The 15644-nt window shown below is 37.2% G+C and carries 20 protein-coding genes; 4 read left to right on the top strand and 16 right to left on the bottom strand.

Going from position 1 to position 15644, the window contains the following annotated elements:
- The 12 genes from BLR42_RS14315 to BLR42_RS14265 form a co-directional block, all read right to left on the bottom strand.
- A partial coding sequence (locus tag BLR42_RS14315; RefSeq protein WP_139165174.1) for a hypothetical protein occupies positions 1-483 on the bottom strand: 483 nt, incomplete at its 3' end.
- A 115-nt stretch (positions 484-598) separates the two neighbouring features.
- Complete coding sequence (locus BLR42_RS14310; RefSeq protein ID WP_170832794.1) at positions 599-892, bottom strand: zinc-ribbon domain-containing protein; 294 nt, start codon at positions 890-892, stop codon at positions 599-601.
- A gap of 36 nt (positions 893-928) precedes the next feature.
- Complete coding sequence (locus BLR42_RS14305) at positions 929-1927, bottom strand: hypothetical protein (protein WP_091870472.1); 999 nt, start codon at positions 1925-1927, stop codon at positions 929-931.
- Entirely contained in the window at positions 1914-2417 is a 504-nt protein-coding gene (locus tag BLR42_RS14300) for a hypothetical protein (protein ID WP_091870470.1), read from the bottom strand. The genes BLR42_RS14305 and BLR42_RS14300 overlap by 14 nt, the downstream gene beginning before the upstream one ends.
- On the bottom strand, positions 2401-2988 hold the full coding sequence (locus BLR42_RS14295) for a hypothetical protein (RefSeq protein WP_091870467.1): 588 nt from the start codon (positions 2986-2988) through the stop codon (positions 2401-2403). Before BLR42_RS14295 ends, BLR42_RS14300 begins: the two co-directional genes overlap by 17 nt.
- Before the next feature lie 10 nt (positions 2989-2998).
- Positions 2999-3520: a hypothetical protein gene (locus BLR42_RS14290; RefSeq protein ID WP_091870465.1), complete on the bottom strand. Its 522-nt coding sequence runs from the start codon at positions 3518-3520 to the stop codon at positions 2999-3001.
- Positions 3521-3542: 22 nt separating this feature from the next.
- Complete coding sequence (locus tag BLR42_RS14285) at positions 3543-4088, bottom strand: MotA/TolQ/ExbB proton channel family protein (protein WP_091824139.1); 546 nt, start codon at positions 4086-4088, stop codon at positions 3543-3545.
- 142 nt (positions 4089-4230) lie between these two features.
- Positions 4231-5229, bottom strand: a complete 999-nt coding sequence (locus BLR42_RS14280) for a zinc ribbon domain-containing protein (RefSeq protein ID WP_170832792.1) — start codon at positions 5227-5229, stop codon at positions 4231-4233.
- 1 nt (position 5230) lies between these two features.
- Positions 5231-5578, bottom strand: a complete 348-nt coding sequence (locus BLR42_RS14275) for a Mor transcription activator family protein (protein WP_139165173.1) — start codon at positions 5576-5578, stop codon at positions 5231-5233.
- Positions 5579-5963: 385 nt separating this feature from the next.
- Positions 5964-6455, bottom strand: coding sequence for a YfcE family phosphodiesterase (locus BLR42_RS24240; RefSeq protein WP_369094662.1), 492 nt, complete (start codon positions 6453-6455; stop codon positions 5964-5966).
- A gap of 16 nt (positions 6456-6471) precedes the next feature.
- On the bottom strand, positions 6472-6627 hold the full coding sequence (locus BLR42_RS22830; protein ID WP_170832791.1) for a hypothetical protein: 156 nt from the start codon (positions 6625-6627) through the stop codon (positions 6472-6474).
- Positions 6628-6867: 240 nt separating this feature from the next.
- Positions 6868-8808: an oxidoreductase gene (locus tag BLR42_RS14265; protein ID WP_026512180.1), complete on the bottom strand. Its 1941-nt coding sequence runs from the start codon at positions 8806-8808 to the stop codon at positions 6868-6870.
- Between the two features lie 276 nt (positions 8809-9084).
- Between BLR42_RS14265 and BLR42_RS14260 the strand changes: the two genes are divergently transcribed.
- Entirely contained in the window at positions 9085-9696 is a 612-nt protein-coding gene (locus tag BLR42_RS14260) for a TetR/AcrR family transcriptional regulator (RefSeq protein ID WP_091870458.1), read from the top strand.
- 407 nt (positions 9697-10103) lie between these two features.
- Here the strand turns inward: BLR42_RS14260 and BLR42_RS22825 are convergent, their stop codons facing one another.
- Both BLR42_RS22825 and BLR42_RS14255 read right to left on the bottom strand, forming a co-directional pair.
- Entirely contained in the window at positions 10104-10247 is a 144-nt protein-coding gene (locus BLR42_RS22825) for a hypothetical protein (protein ID WP_170832790.1), read from the bottom strand.
- Positions 10247-10564: a multidrug transporter gene (locus BLR42_RS14255; protein WP_091870455.1), complete on the bottom strand. Its 318-nt coding sequence runs from the start codon at positions 10562-10564 to the stop codon at positions 10247-10249. The genes BLR42_RS22825 and BLR42_RS14255 overlap by 1 nt, the downstream gene beginning before the upstream one ends.
- 204 nt (positions 10565-10768) lie before the next feature.
- Between BLR42_RS14255 and BLR42_RS14250 the strand changes: the two genes are divergently transcribed.
- From BLR42_RS14250 to BLR42_RS14240, 3 genes are all read left to right on the top strand, one after another.
- Positions 10769-11047: an HU family DNA-binding protein gene (locus BLR42_RS14250; RefSeq protein WP_091870452.1), complete on the top strand. Its 279-nt coding sequence runs from the start codon at positions 10769-10771 to the stop codon at positions 11045-11047.
- 381 nt (positions 11048-11428) lie between these two features.
- The gene (locus tag BLR42_RS14245; protein ID WP_242879341.1) at positions 11429-12616 is read left to right on the top strand and encodes an AAA family ATPase; all 1188 of its coding nucleotides are present in this window, start codon (positions 11429-11431) and stop codon (positions 12614-12616) included.
- Positions 12613-13353, top strand: coding sequence for a hypothetical protein (locus BLR42_RS14240; protein WP_091870450.1), 741 nt, complete (start codon positions 12613-12615; stop codon positions 13351-13353). Before BLR42_RS14245 ends, BLR42_RS14240 begins: the two co-directional genes overlap by 4 nt.
- 110 nt (positions 13354-13463) lie before the next feature.
- Here the strand turns inward: BLR42_RS14240 and BLR42_RS14235 are convergent, their stop codons facing one another.
- Positions 13464-13910, bottom strand: coding sequence for a hypothetical protein (locus tag BLR42_RS14235; protein ID WP_091870447.1), 447 nt, complete (start codon positions 13908-13910; stop codon positions 13464-13466).
- 186 nt (positions 13911-14096) lie between these two features.
- On the bottom strand, positions 14097-15569 hold the full coding sequence (locus BLR42_RS14230; RefSeq protein WP_091870445.1) for an AAA family ATPase: 1473 nt from the start codon (positions 15567-15569) through the stop codon (positions 14097-14099).
- Positions 15570-15644 lie beyond the last annotated feature (75 nt).

Here is a 15644-nt window from a genome sequence, read left to right as displayed (position 1 = left end):
CCATTTATCCAGAACCCATGGCGGATATACAATTGTTTTATCATTGTCCATAATTTCTCTGATTTCAGAATTTAGGAGTTTCTCTATTTCTCCCCATCTGCTGATAATTGAGTCATAATCTTCCTTACTTCTGAACATTGATAGATCACTTGGCGTACTCTCGCTATATGTAAAGCACTCATTGCAAGCTATCTGATAAAGCCTTGCTAATAGCTTTTCATCTTTATTGCTCTCATAAAAACCGATTAAGTCATCAAACAGTTCTTCCAAATATACTTCCGTCTGATCACCACATACCCATTCAGAAGCGCTTGGCATAGAAATAAGCGCCATATCTCCCGTCTTTTTCCCAACAACTACGGCATGGTCATCAACACAAACGCCAAATACCATGTAAGAATCAGGATACTCATATATCGATATAAGCGGCCACAGTTCTGATTCATGTTTAATTATTTCATATGCATCAAACAGAGAAACCAAAGTGTTCTTCCTCCATTATCTTTGTTAAATCCGCCGTTTTGCAGCTCTCGTATTTTATGCCTATAGTCTACAAAACCCAATGGACATAATTTGTCCATTGGGTTATATCTCATAATTAAAACATTCCAAATTCTTCGCTAATTTTTGTGATAGGTGATTTGCCGCATACCGGACAATACTTACTGTTATCACCACCTAATGTATTAACTGTCCATTTATTCCCACAGGCCTTACATTTGTACTTTACCGTTACTGGCGGCCCATATACGCATGTAATCCCATTATCAAAGGGATCAAATTTGCCCTCTCCACGTTTGGTTCCACAGTAAGGGCAAAATTTATCTTTTTCTCCTAATGGTTTATGACAATTACCACAATAACAATCATCTTCCTGGAATCTATCGCTCATATTCATCCTCCAAGGTTCTGATAACTTTAATCAACGTCACTTTTTATTTGTATCCTCCACAAACCTAAGAACAGTCATCACATCACTAATATTATTTGGCTCCTGATAAACATATACATAAACGAGAATAGCATTATCTACCTCTTGAAATATGAATTCAACCTGATATTTTTCACCAAGTGCCTGTTTATATGTATCCCTGTAATACTTATAGCTTGCGCCATAATAAGTAGTTATAGTTTTCAATGGAAACTCTTTTAATGTATCCTTACCTAGAATGTCCTTTATTATAGCTTTTTCTATCAGATCATTTTCTTTTTGATCGTTGATATCAACCATTTTCGTCTTGTCAAAGTAGCAAATAAAAAGGCTTTCCGCTTTTGCCCTTTTCTTCCCTATCTTATTAAGAGTGTATTGATATCCGGGCATATTACCCAATTTTTCACTTTCAATATCATGCTCGATTGCCTTCCATCCAGACGGAATAAAAAAATTAAAGCCGCTTTCAGCAAACGTTCTTTTGACAAGAGATGTTTTGTTTACTATCGTTCCATCTAGCAAAATATATGTATCATCTGCATAAAATGTATTAGGGCTACTCATAACATTATCTATGTTCATGCTTAGACTATATTTGACAAGTCCCACATTCAGTTTCCCAAAAAGGCTTATCTGATCACCTTCTTTAAAGTTTTCTAATGCAGCTTTATCAGTCGTTTTACACGTAATAACTCTTTTTGTTTGCTTGTCTATCCCTAAAGAGAGTTCTTTATTATTTTTTTTCTTAGAAATTATGGTTCCACTAATCAGATAAGGATTTTCATTATATTTTTCCTTCGCATTTTTAGGATCTGATTCAAACGCATTAATAACGACATCAGCAGAAGTACATTGATATAAAACGTTTTTTTCTGTATCCAATATTACATCTGGTTTTGCAAACCATGCTCCACATAGCATAATATTCATTAGGATCAGCATGGTACATACTGCTATTGTCCCAACTCTTTTTCGTAAGTGGTTAATCTGCATCATATTTAAACCCCATTTCAGAACTCAATCCTAATAGTATTTCATCAGCTTCGCGATATACATGAGCTTCTGCATAATCGTCTATTAAGCGAACTTTTTCACTACCGGTGTAAAGCTGTTTTATTTTTTTTGATAACTCATCCGTAGAAATGGCAACATCCTCCCCATGAACAAATATTTCTCTGTCCCGGATTCTTACCTTTATAGTTTCTATTTCCTTTTTACCATTACCTGCGGGCTCTACTGAATTAACCTGCTTCGACTCGCTACTTTTTTCTGTTGAACTATCAGATGATTTTTCTTTTTGGGTATCTTTTTCTTTTGTTTTTCCTGTCTCCTCCACTCCTAAAACGGAAATTTCTATTGCCTTATCAAGATTAATTAATGTATCTGTTGTTAGTTCTACCGACTTTTTTCCAAATCCGCACATGAGAGAAGCACATAACAATAAAAAGATAGCCATTCCTATCCGTTTTTTATTCGTCTGTTTCATATTCAAATCCCTTCTCGCTCAGAATTCTCATAACCTCATGAAACGTGTGAGCTGAGGCATAACCGTCAATGACATATATAGTATTTCCCTCGGGAAGCCTATTTACTTCTGTTTCAAATTCTTCTACATCACAAACGAATTCATCTTTAAATAATATGTCCGTTCCCTTTACTATTACATACTGAGTGTATACTACCCCATCATCAGAGACATAATTCCCAGATGGATCAAATCCTTCAGCCAATTCTCCATTAATTGGATCTGTATCTTCACTTTCTAATTCTGTTGAAAATAAAATGCCAAATCCCCTTTCACCATATCTCAAATAGACACCTGAGAAAAACAATATGCAGCCTACAAAGAATAAAATTCCGGTTTGAATCCAATAGCCTTTCCTAGCTTTCTGTAATAATGCAAAAGTTCTAGGTGCTGTATAATGCGCATAATCATCCTTCCGTTTAATAACTATCTGATAGTTCTTATATAAAGGCTCAAATAAGTACATCAGACACATAAAAACGGATACCAATATCATAATTGCGCCAATTATCATCATAAATATAGGTATCATAATTATCCCTTTATTTTTCTCTTATATTGGGGTACTCACTACTTAACTGAGTAAAGATTTCCTTTATTGCTTTTTCATCCCTGTAAAGAATATCTTCATCATCTTCATTAAACGACAAAACAACTACTCTCTCAGGATTTTCAGCAACATAAGTACTAAGATATTTGTTTAGTTCATCATACCCATCTGAAACACGCAGTCCCTTTAGTTGCGGTATTTCTGGTATTTCAGACTGTTTGTCTGAATTCAAGATGGTAATATGTCTAGTGACCAAGTCCTCATCATATTGTGCATTCACAGTGATATATGAAATATAATCCGATACCGAACCTAGTGATTCTATTTGATCACTATAGAGTTTTTTCAATTCGTTAAAATCATTTTCTTGTTGCTGAATGCTTTCTTCCTTAGCTGCATACGTGTTCTTTGTTTCTTGGAGCTGACACATAACAACCAGCAGTATAATGAAAACAACATCCAGCAATGAAGTTAAATCTATTAATTTGTTAGATTTGTTCCTACGTCTCTTCATATCTTAATCCCTCAAAAATTAGTTATTCAGATATATTTCCCAGCATTACTGCGTTATTAACCTTCTTATCATAATCTTCGAGGATAATTTCTGTTTCATTTATTGTTCTTGAAGGACCAACAGCATCTACAAACTTCAAAATAATGGCAAAAATCAGTCCATAAAAAGTTGATCCCAATGCCAAATGTAATGAAGAGAATATTGTGCTAAGGTCCTCCGTATTAAGCTGCATGATGAGTCCAGCAACAGTTCCAAGAATTCCAAAAAGCGGGAATAACGGAATCAATTGTGAAAAAGCCTCATGCCATGAGCATGTTTTGTTAAAAGCTGTTTCCAGTTCCCTTATAGAATCTGGAGTGACTTTTTCACTATCTGCCTGATCTTCCACTTCATGAGTGTTCTTGTTCAGCATACTTTTTGTATTTTTCCAATTCATAATGGATTTTATTTGATTGTAGTGCCCTAGAATAGCAATATAATTACCCACAAGTAAAACAATCAGTAACACACCACAGATTAGAATTATGGCATTCATTTTGCCCGCCAAGAAACTGTAAATAGAACTCATTTGGACCCCCTTATGAATAAATATGATTAATATACATTATACATCATGCTTGTCGATATAACGCTAAAATTTACTTAAAATATCATCGCATAATGTTTAACATAGAGCCAAGGCGTTTTATTACCCTGGCTCCGTAATAGTATCATTCTATCTCCGCTAATTTCTTATATATTCTTGTTGTTACTTCCATATAATATGCATAATCCGCAGGTGACATATTGCTAGTGTTGAGATTTGATATCTTGGTAGCAAAATCGGTGTATTTTTGCATTATTTCAGTATAATCTCCAAGCATACTTGCAACATCAGAAGAGTTTGACTTGTATTTCTTCATAAATTCTATGTACTCATCCATGAATTCCTCATAACTATCAAGAAGGTCTTTTAAGTCTACGCTTACTCCTTCTGCACTTGATGATACAGATTTATTTACCTTTGCAGTATTAAGCATCCTGTCATATCTGGCCATAGCTTTATCCGCATAGCCTGAAGATGTAACTATTGTCACCGCGACAAATTTCTTGCTGTATGAGTTATAAGTAGCTACACATTTCATATGTGCGCTTATTCCTTCATATGTACCTTCATATGCTTTTGACCAGCACGGCAAACTATCGATATTCATATCATCTGTACTTACTTCTTTAGGTGAAGTAAGAATAGCATCAGCATTAGATTTGATTGCCTCATAAATCTTGGCTTCTAAGTCCTTATCCGCAATATCAAATCCTTCAGGTATGTCTAGATCCGTACTCTCAAACAGGATATATGATCTACCACCTTTTGTTTTATAAGACTGTCCTCCGCTCGCATTCGAATCTGCGAACTCATATGCTTCAGACATAGGGAATACTATCCCACCTATCTCTATATCAGTTGTCTTCTCCTTTCCGATAGCTTTAGGAAAATCCTCATTCATCTCATGATAAATGAATGCTCCTGCACCTATTACTAACAGCAGAAAGATTATAAGTATAATCTTCCATACCTTTCTCTTCTTTTTGGGCTTTTTAACATTATTATTTTCTGTATAACTGATGGGATTTTGTGTACGATCTTCGTTTGAGACGGCTTTGCCGCAATTAGTACAGAATTTTTCGCCTTCCTTCAATTCAGAACCACAATTAGAACAAAATGCCATATCACACCTCCTCATTCTCATGCTTGATTTCGGTAATAATCTGCCTTATTCTCCTCTCAGATAGTCCCATTGCCCTTGACAGCTCAGCAGGTTTCTGATCATTCATATTTTCCTTTATGAATTCCTTTGTGTATTCCTTGGAATATAGCCTCTGGGGAAAGGTAACATTTAGACCTGAAAATCTCTTCCAGATTTTTATAGTTGCGGCATCCCCTAGTAGTTCTGCCAATTCCTTATAAATTCCTCCATATAGGTCTGGATTACTATTCACGCCTTCTATCACCTCCTCATTTAATTGTAATTTTTCCGATTTGAAATTATCCTTTGTTATTTTCCTTGTATTTTTCATGTGAAATTTGCACTGCATATTTCCTTTTATATTTGCAGTGCATTCCTCCTTTCACTACAAGGTGTGTAATTTTTGCGGAATTAATTCAGAGGTGGCATAGCCGCGAGTGCAGATAGCACAAGACTTTTCATATATTAATAGAAGAATCAGATTAGCCATTTTGAAGAAAAAAAGACACCATAGCATATTGCTATGATGTCGATACTAATCATCCACCTTATAACTAAAGAAAAATAGACAATACTATTTCCCCAAACTGGTTAATTTATTTTTGCTCTCCTCCTGCTACTATATAAGCATAGAAGGAGGACCCTAAAAATGAATACTAAAGGAAACCTATAAGGTACCGTCACTGTGGCAGGATCCCGGTGGCGGTGCTTTTGGGTTATGGAGTATCTTCTATTTCTTTGATTTCTGGGATAATCTCATAATCATCTGTTACCGTTACAACTGCATAAGTGGCCCTATCCCCACTAACCTGCGGATAACAGATGCTTCCCGGATTTACAAGAGTGATATTATTTTCTTTGTCCTTTACAATCTCAGCAAAATGACTGTGCCCGAAGAGGACAAGATCAGCACATCTCGATTTAGCAGCCTCTTTTAAGGTCTTAAGGCTTTCCTCATATTTAACATTGTAGGCATTTCCATGTGTTACCCATACGTTTAAGAAGCCAGCCTTGAATTCCTCGTTAAGTGGAAGACTGTTTCCAAAGTCACAGTTGCCGCGGACTATCTTTACTTCATAGGATGGATCATCTCCTGTTATGGAAGAAATAGAATCCTGGATATCACCGCAGTGAACAAGAAAATCAAAGGGAGATTCCTCTTCAATGGCCTTTTTTGCAAATCCCGGATATCCATGTGAATCTGATATTACTAGTATTTTTTGTTCATAACGGTATCTCCGTTTCGTTATTATCTAAGGGATAAATGAAGAAATCCTTTGCATCAAGCTCCTCTTCTTCCCCAAAGATGTTAAGCTGTTTTGCACCCTCCAGCATATGGTCATATGCTTTCTTTTCTTCATCTGTCAGTTCTCTTGCCACGATAGGTCTCCTGCCTGTATATTACTCTTTTCTAATTATATGGCACTCCGGATTAATTAGCGAGACCAGACAACACCATGGGTATTCCCACAGCACCGCCTGGCCTCTATTATCTGAAGAATCTTTAAATCTCTTCAAGTAAATAATTTTTAGCTTTTAAAGTTAGCTTTGACCATTAGTAAAATCGTCAAAAACGGTTGATATTGAAAGGGAACTATCAAAAGAAATTCCGCATTCAAATCAAAGACTTGAACCTGCATAGAATCCTTCTCTTACAGCATCACCAATCTTGCCGAGTTTCATGCTATCACCAATGATTCTTGTCTTTGTAGGATATTTATCCCTGATCTTTTCGGCAACATCTCTTACAGGTCTCATTCCAAATGCTGCAATAACAGTATCTGCCTTTATTTCTTCCCTTGAACCGTCTGCTTTCTCAATAGTAACTGCATCAGATGAGATGGAAACAACTTTTGAATCGGTCTTCATCTCTACCCCATTTTCAGCAAGCTTCTGGAAAAGTGTTATCTTATTGATGAACATTACATCCTTTCCACATTCAGGAAGCATCTCAACAATGGTAACTTTCTTTCCAAGCTCAGAAGCCATCTCAAGGGCTCCATCAAGACCTGAAAGTCCACCACCGCAGATTACAATGTTATCACCCTTGATCCTGGACTGATCCTTATGTGCATCCAAGATAGTAACCACATTGCTGCCATCTATTCCATCTATCGGAGGAACAAAAGGCGCTGCTCCTGATCCTATAATGATGTTATCGCAATCAGAAAGGAATGCTTCATCACCCTTAACTTCTGTGCCGAGATGTATATCAACACCCAGTTTTTCAAGCTGTACTGTAAGATACTTTGTGAATTTCTTAATGTTTGTCTTGAACTTAGCTGTGCAGATATCGCCCATCACTCCGCCAAGCTTATCGGACTTTTCATAAAGTGATACCTTATGACCCACAGTTGCAGCGACACGTGCAGCTTCCATTCCGGCAGGACCGCCACCAATGATAACAATTTTCTTGGGATTCTCTGTCTTAGTAAGCTTAAAGCGCTCTTCTTCCATAGCCTGAACATTAACCGCACAGGAAAGCTTTGTATGGTTATTCCAGATTCGTCCGATACAGAATTCATTACATCTAAGACATGGACGGATATCCTCTACTCTTCCCTCAATAAGCTTATTGCAGATATCGGGATCAGCTATAAGCGCACGTCCAAAGTTTACAAAATCTGCGTTGCCAGATTTGATGAGTTCCAATGCTGTATCAGGGTTGTGTGTTCCTGCGTTGAATATCGGAACAGTAACTGTTTTTCTTGCTTCCTCGCATACATAAGCCATGCATGCTTCTCCGAGATATGACGGAGGGAAGATATAATCAAGAGTCTCATAGCAACCTGCATCGATATCAAATGCATCAACGCCGCCTTCTTCCAGGACTTTAAGGAGTTTCATACTATCTTCAAGCGTTCTTCCACCTTCAAAGCGGTGATCTAATGATATTCTGAAAATGATGGGAAGCTTATCGCCAACAACACTCTTCATTGCCTGAACTATTTCAACGGGGAAACGAGCACAGTTCTCAGGACTTCCGCCATACTCATCAGTTCTCTTGTTCCATACAGGTGACATAAACTGATCGATAAGGTATCCTGCGTGCGCATGGATCTCTATTGCATCAAAGCCGGCATCCCTAGCCAGTCCTGCTGCAAACTTAAATTCTTCCATCATTTCCCTGATCTCATCTTTAGTAAGTGCATGGCACTTAATACTGGGGTCAAATACAGATGAGGTCTCTGATGATGAAATTGGAGGATTGCCCAATGTGTCAGGGAAGGCATTTCGTCCTGTGCCGGGACTTATCTGACATACAATCTTGGCGCCATAACGGTGAACTCCATCACAAACTGCTGTAAGTGACGGAAGAACGGTGAAACTGTCAAGATATCCCTCCATAGAACCCTGTGCAAGTCTTTCATTAAGCATCTGGCATCCCAGGAAGATTATTCCTGTACCGCCCTTAGCTCTCTCTATAAAATAGTCAATTTCCTGTGCATCCTTTCTGCCATTAGTAAATGCAGAGTTTGTGCCCATTGGGCTCATACCGATGCGGTTCTTGACTTCCATGTTCCCAATTTTAAACGGTGTAAACAATTCCTTATAATCCATTTTCTCCTACCTTTCCTACCCAAAAATGTTTTTGCATATTTACACAAGTAAATATATAGTTGCCATACGTAAATTATCACGTCATTAAAAATGTGTGTCAATAAAACATGGTGTCCAATCTGTATTTCTGTCACCTTACACAAATTTGTCTGACAACTTTTATTAATTTTTCTTACGGTATAAGAGTTTCGAAATAAAAAATATTTTACTATCGACACTTATAATAGTGCATGATATTATTGTATGGTTAATTTATGTTTACCGGGGTAAATTTATATGAAACAAATTACAAGAGATTCCATTAAAAATACTGCAATAGAACTTATAAGAAAAAAAGGATATTCCAGTGTCACCATAAATGACATCTGTGATTCATGTGGCATTACGAAGCCGACTTTTTACAAATATGCAGGCTCTAAAGATGAGCTTGTCCTGGATCTGTATGATACAACAGTAAAAGAACTGGTATCTGATCCTTACCATTTCATAGAAACTGATTCCTCATTAGAACAGCTTTTGTATATCTTCTCAAAACTGATAGAAGATACTACTGCTTTTGGATATGATCTTTTCAGTCAGATGATAATAGCAAATCTTCAGGATAACCGTCATAGCCTTGACATGCGCGATTCACTTACCAGAATGGGTGAACTCATAATTAAAAAAGCCCAGAATAAAGGCGAAATAAGAAATATGAATGATCCCCAAATACTGTACCATTCTCTTGCCCACCTCTTTACAGGCCATGAACTCAAATGGTGCATCAGCAATGGGGAGAGCAATGATTTTGAAGAATTTTATCTGGGTCTTAATGCCATGCTTGACGTAAGGGATGATCTGCGAGACTTATATAAAGACTACCTTACAAAACCCCAAAATAACAAATAACCCCCTAAACAATCCTCCCGGAAATGCACTATTTCTGTGAGGATTTATAGAAGTTTATCAATGAGAAGATACCTTATCTTTTCATGCGGTTTGAATATGCTTCTTTTCAGGAAGCTTTGACAGTTCCTTCTTAGGTATCATCGTGAGGAGTCCATGACAAAACGTCAGCTTTCCTTTTTGTTTCCTAGAGTTTTGATTTACGGTATTCCTTGTATCATATAAACATCAGAAATGATAACAACTCCCTCATAAGAACACAAAAACTTTTCTTCAAAAAAATAAGCTGGAACTTACGTGACAAAGTTCCAGCTTTCCCCATTAATGGGGTGCGGTGACTGCAGAAAAATATCCATGCCAATCATCCACCGCCATTTCTATATAATACTGTCCCTGTGATTTTCTATAGTTTACTCTTCCAATAAATCGTTGACGATTTCCTGCATTTTAGCATCAATCTGTGCAATCATTATGGCAGATGCTTCTACAGCATACCGGCAAGTATCGTTTACACCATAGCATACAATTATGTTCGCGTATCTGTTATCTTTCATTATCCTATCAGCCTTTTAATTATATCTTTTGTATCATCACTGAAGTCCTTAAGGTCTTCCATGGTTATGACCTTGTACCTTAAGAGAGAGACAAGATGATCATAAAAGTTTGATCTGCTTATATCTGTGATCACAACTCCGGGGTTTCTCTTGTCAGACTTTAGGCGCCCTTCAAGTGCCCAGTATTTATCAGACGGGAGCTTATCGCTGTTTAGGATTTCCTTATATTCCTCAACAAGCTTCCCCATATATGCTTCCTGCCACTCAGGAAGGTTCTTTCTAAAAAGTTTCCAGTCTTTTTCAGACAATCCTGCCATATTTCAAGTCTCCATTTTTCTGAATTATTACTTATAATTTTAAGGTTGTAGTATGCGTTTTACAATAATGAAGCCATGAACAATTGATGAACTAAACCTCATAAAATCAAGGAAACTTATTCACAAAATACGGCATAAGGCGTAAAATGAGACCAACCAGGGCGCAGTGCCCACAAATACACATTCTTACGGAGGTGACAAAGTATGAACAAGACAGAACTCGTTGAAGCTATGGCTAAAGAGACTGGCCTTAGCAAGAAGGACACAGAGAAGGCTTTAAAGGCTTTCACAGATGTTGTTTCAAAGCAGCTCAAGAAGAAGGACAAGGTTCAGCTCGTTGGCTTTGGTACATTTGAGACAGCTAAGAGAGCAGCAAGAAAGGGTAAGAACCCTCAGACTGGTGCTGAGATCAAGATCCCTGCTTCTATCGCTCCTAAGTTCAAGGCAGGTAAGGCTCTTAAGGACCTTGTAAACAAAAAGTAATCTGATTCATAAACCAAGTAACTATTAACTAAAGCAAATTTATCATTACAAATTAAGGCTGCTCACGAGAAAGTGGACAGCCTTTAATTTTGTTCTGATTTTAGTGCCTGTTGCCCGATCCAGAGCATATGAAATGGTCGAAGATTTTCTATATTTGCAACCGCTCTATTTTTGAATTAGATATGCCATTTTTAAGAATAAGCATGCTATTTAATTTCAATTTAGATAAGCACAAAATATACTTTTCAGTGACATTAAAAAGGCTGTTAGGTGGCTATTTTATGCGATTCTATAAAATTTAGATACACACTTTTTTAAAGAAAGTGCTATAATTATCTTGAATTTAGATAAAGCATTTTTTTCTAAAAGGAGCATATTTAAATGGGAGAAATGGAACTAAAAAAAATAGCTATTCAGAACTTTAAGTCATTATATGATGTTACATTTGAGCCGGGCAGAGTAAACGTATTTATTGGCGCCAATGGTTCAGGAAAGTCTTCTGTTCTGGAAGCCATAGGCGTCCTCAGTGCTGCTATGACAGACAGAGTTAATTCAAATAGTTTGCAGAGAAAGGGTGTCCGCCTTAGCACTTCATCTTTGTATAAATCTAAATTTTTGTCTGTTGAGAAAGAATCAAAAACAGTGGATTTTTCTCTGGAATGGCAGCTGGATGGACATGATTATAATTATATAAGTCATCTTACGGTTCCTAATGATGATGATTCATGGAAGTATTTTGCAGAAAGCGTGTCTTGTGACGGGGATGCTGTCTATGGTCGTAGTAACAGAACCAGCGCCCAGCTTAATAACAAGATCGGTTATTTTACAATTTCTGAGTCACTTGCAGCAAAGGAATATACTACAGCGGCCAAATATATTGGAAACTATGGCATATATCAACCGGATACATTAACTCTTAGAGGAACAGTTGCGGATCCTGCACAGGCTAATCCCATTGGACTTAATGGAGGCAGACTTGCTGAGGCAATACAGGATCTTCTCCATGAGGATGGTGAGGAGTATATGTTTGGAAGCATGTTCATGGAAGACATGCTTGAACTGATTGACTGGGCATCGGAATTTAAAGTCAGTAAGCCTAAAAAAACAATATTGAATCCAGGTGTTCCGACCACTCAGCAGATAATAGAGTTTAAGGATAAGTACCTGAAAGATACTGCATCATTCACTGGCTACGATGCCAGCGAAGGTGCGCTTTATGTCTTATTTATGCTTGCACTTGCTATGCATGAAAAGGCACCAAAAATGTTTGCAATCGATAGTTTTGATCATGCCATGAATCCAAGACTTGCAAGAAAAGTTACGGAAATATTCAGTCAGAAAATAATCGAAGAAAATAAGACTGTATTTATAACAACCCATAACCCGCTCGTTCTTGATGGACTGGACCTGTCCAACGATGCCATACGATTATTTACTACGGAAAGGAATAGGCAGGGTCATGTTGAGATAAGGAGAATTCAGGTATCTGATAAACTTCTTGAGATGAACCAGCCATTATCCAGGCTTTGGATCAATGGAGTATTGGGAGGCGTTCCAGAGTTATTATGAGCAAAGTTATAGGAATTGTCTCTGAGGGTCCGACAGATTATCTTGTCCTAAAAGCGGTTATCGATAAGATTACCGGCGAAACCAACAGATATCTTTCCCTCCAACCGGAGCGGGATATGCTTGGTCGATTTGGCAATGGCTGGAAGGGCGTATGGAGATGGTGTGAGGAAACAGAAGAAATTAATACGCTGATGAAAGCGGTGCAACCTCAGATAGATGCCATTGTTATACAGATGGATGGTGACGTAATCCGTAAGGAAAAAGAGGTACACTGCCTTTGTGATTCAACAGTATGTAAATACAAAGGTGCAGTTTTTCCCCTGCATTGCGATAAACACGATATAGAATGCCCTGCTGTAGTTCCGTGCAAAGATCATGTGGATGGGAGCATAGGCATAATGGAACATGGAGAAAATGTTCTTGCGCTAGCGCTCAAAGCTGATGATATGAGCCATATAGCAATCACTATACCATGTGACAGTACAGATGCATGGGTAGTCGCAGCATATGATGATTTGGATAATATTGAGGATTATGAGGATCCATGGAGGACAATTATAGCAAAAAAGAAATATTATCACGGAATACGTGTAAGAGGTGATAAGAAAAATGTACTTACATACGCTATTTTCAGTAATATGGTCGCTGAACGTTGGAATGAAGTGACTCAAAAATGCATATCTGCTATGAAATTGGATCAAGAAGTTAAAAGAATTCTTCTTAATGAGAATAAGTAAATCATTTGAAAAATTTAACGTGTGCGTTTTTGACAAAAAGGCAAAAGCGCACACGTTATTTAGATGCCGAAGTAATGTATACGCTAAAAGTCCTTGCTTTTTGAACCGGTTTAAAATGTCTTTCCTTTCAGATTTGTAACTATAGGTGATTTGGAACTACCATAAGAATCAAAATTCTTCATATCCCCACTACCACTAATTACGAGCTTTGCATCGTCTTCGTAGTAATAGGCCATTATGGATCCATCTCCTGCAGTTGAAAGGTCATATGACATTGTTGCTGCATCACTGTCATAAGATGTTCCACCAATAGTAAATACCGTGAAATGTTCAGTAGTGAATGTAAGAGTATCTTCTGTGATCTCGTAGCTTAAATCAGTAACAGACTCGTTATCATCTTCTACTCTCTGGACCTTTATCTCTTCTGCTTCATCGGGGATTTCAATGCCAGTTATCTCAATATCAACTGTGCTTTCATGTTCTACTGGCTGCCAGGTAATGCCATCCACTAAAATCTCAATGTCATAGGCATCATAGATTGTGAAGCTAGCGTCCATATCATTTAGATTAGATACATTTTCTTCTATCTCTTCGAGATAGGTGATCTCTTTTACAGCTAACGGTCTTTTTCCAAATATGAAATACCATCACAATTTGAGATTTTAAAAAAATATTTTAATTTCGTTTATTTTTTCCACACAGTAAATCTTTATAGTCTGATAAATAGACTCGGCGGTTCCTTTTCAAGGCTCTACAAATAAATCGTCCATTGAAATAACATTAACGAAATCACCAAAGTAACCACTTCGTTTAATTCCAAATGTGGTAATCAACGTACTATGTATTGCAGCTCTTTTGGGAATCATTCCCTGAAGTAGTTTCTTTCTCCTCTCCAAAACAAGGTGGTACTCTTTATCTACATCAAATTCATCACTATAGAACTTTATCTCACACATATTCACCACATTGTCGTTGCGAGAAATAATAAGATCAATCTGCGTTCCTTCGGCATCCTCAGAGCCTCTTTTTGACCATAACGACTCTGTAGTGACAACCCCGCTAATGCCTAATGCCAATTTTATCTGATCTATATGATTCCAGCATACATTTTCATAAGCATACCCTTTCCAGGTTCTGACTTTTGGCGATTTTTCAATATTTATCCAATTTTTCCTTCCTGCACTTCTAGTCTTTTTCATGAACTCAAGATAGAAATTACAAAATGGATCCGTCAGCTTATATAAGGTCTCTTTCTCATTCCCAAAAGACCAGTATTCCGTAATGAAATCCCCATTAATTAAGGCTTTCAGTTGTTTTGATAAATCTCCACCATCTGTTATCCCAACATAATCCGTTAGCTCTTTTCGGGATAGCCCTCTCCTCTTAGTACTTATAGCCTCGATAATAGACTTCATAGCATCCGCATTTGTAAAAAGCGATGAAAACAGCCTGTCATATTCATCTTTTAAAGCAGCATCTTTTGAGAAAAAGATTCTGTCAATATTCTGAGGCAAACTCAATTCTTTTTCAAAATAATTCAGATAATATGGTATTCCTCCTACCATCATATAAGCCTGAATCATGTCATATCGTGACATGATTACGGACTTGGACTCAAAAAACTTCTCGCACTCATGTAAAGAAAATGGACGTAACTTCCTTTCATACGTTACTCTTCCATATAATCCCCCATGATTGTTAATCATGTTATCAAGAATCCAGGAACTGGAACTCCCACAGACAATTACCATTACATTCTTTCTATGGCATGCCCATCCATTCCAGAATGCTTCAAAACCTGTAATAAAGTTGGCCCTGGGAGTATCAAGCCACTGTATTTCATCAATAAAGACTAACACTCTTTGCGATTTGTCATATTTTTCAGCAAGCAAATCCTCTAGCATATAAAACGCTTCAAGCCAGGATTTAGGAGCTTTTTCAGCTTTAGAACCATATTCAATCAGTGATCTATAGAAATGATCGAGTTGTTCTTTCATCTTGCTTTTTCTTTTACTCTCTGTTTCCTCCTCATCATCAGCAGGAGACAGCCCGGAATGTCTGAAACATATCCTGTCTTCAAACACTTCATCTATAAGATAGGTCTTTCCAACTCTTCTTCGACCATACAGTGCAACAAGCTCTGCAGATTTACTATCATAGAGTTCATTAAGCTTTCGTATTTCATATTTCCTACCTATAATTGCGCTCTCACTCATTATTATAATCCTCGGTTAGTTGTATTATTATTGTTATTATCGAGGATTATAACATTTTAAAACATTTTTATCAAA

The sequence above is a fragment of the Butyrivibrio sp. INlla16 genome, from assembly GCF_900104155.1.
Lineage (GTDB): Bacteria > Bacillota > Clostridia > Lachnospirales > Lachnospiraceae > Butyrivibrio.
This window is presented reverse-complemented; position numbering and strand designations above follow the sequence as displayed.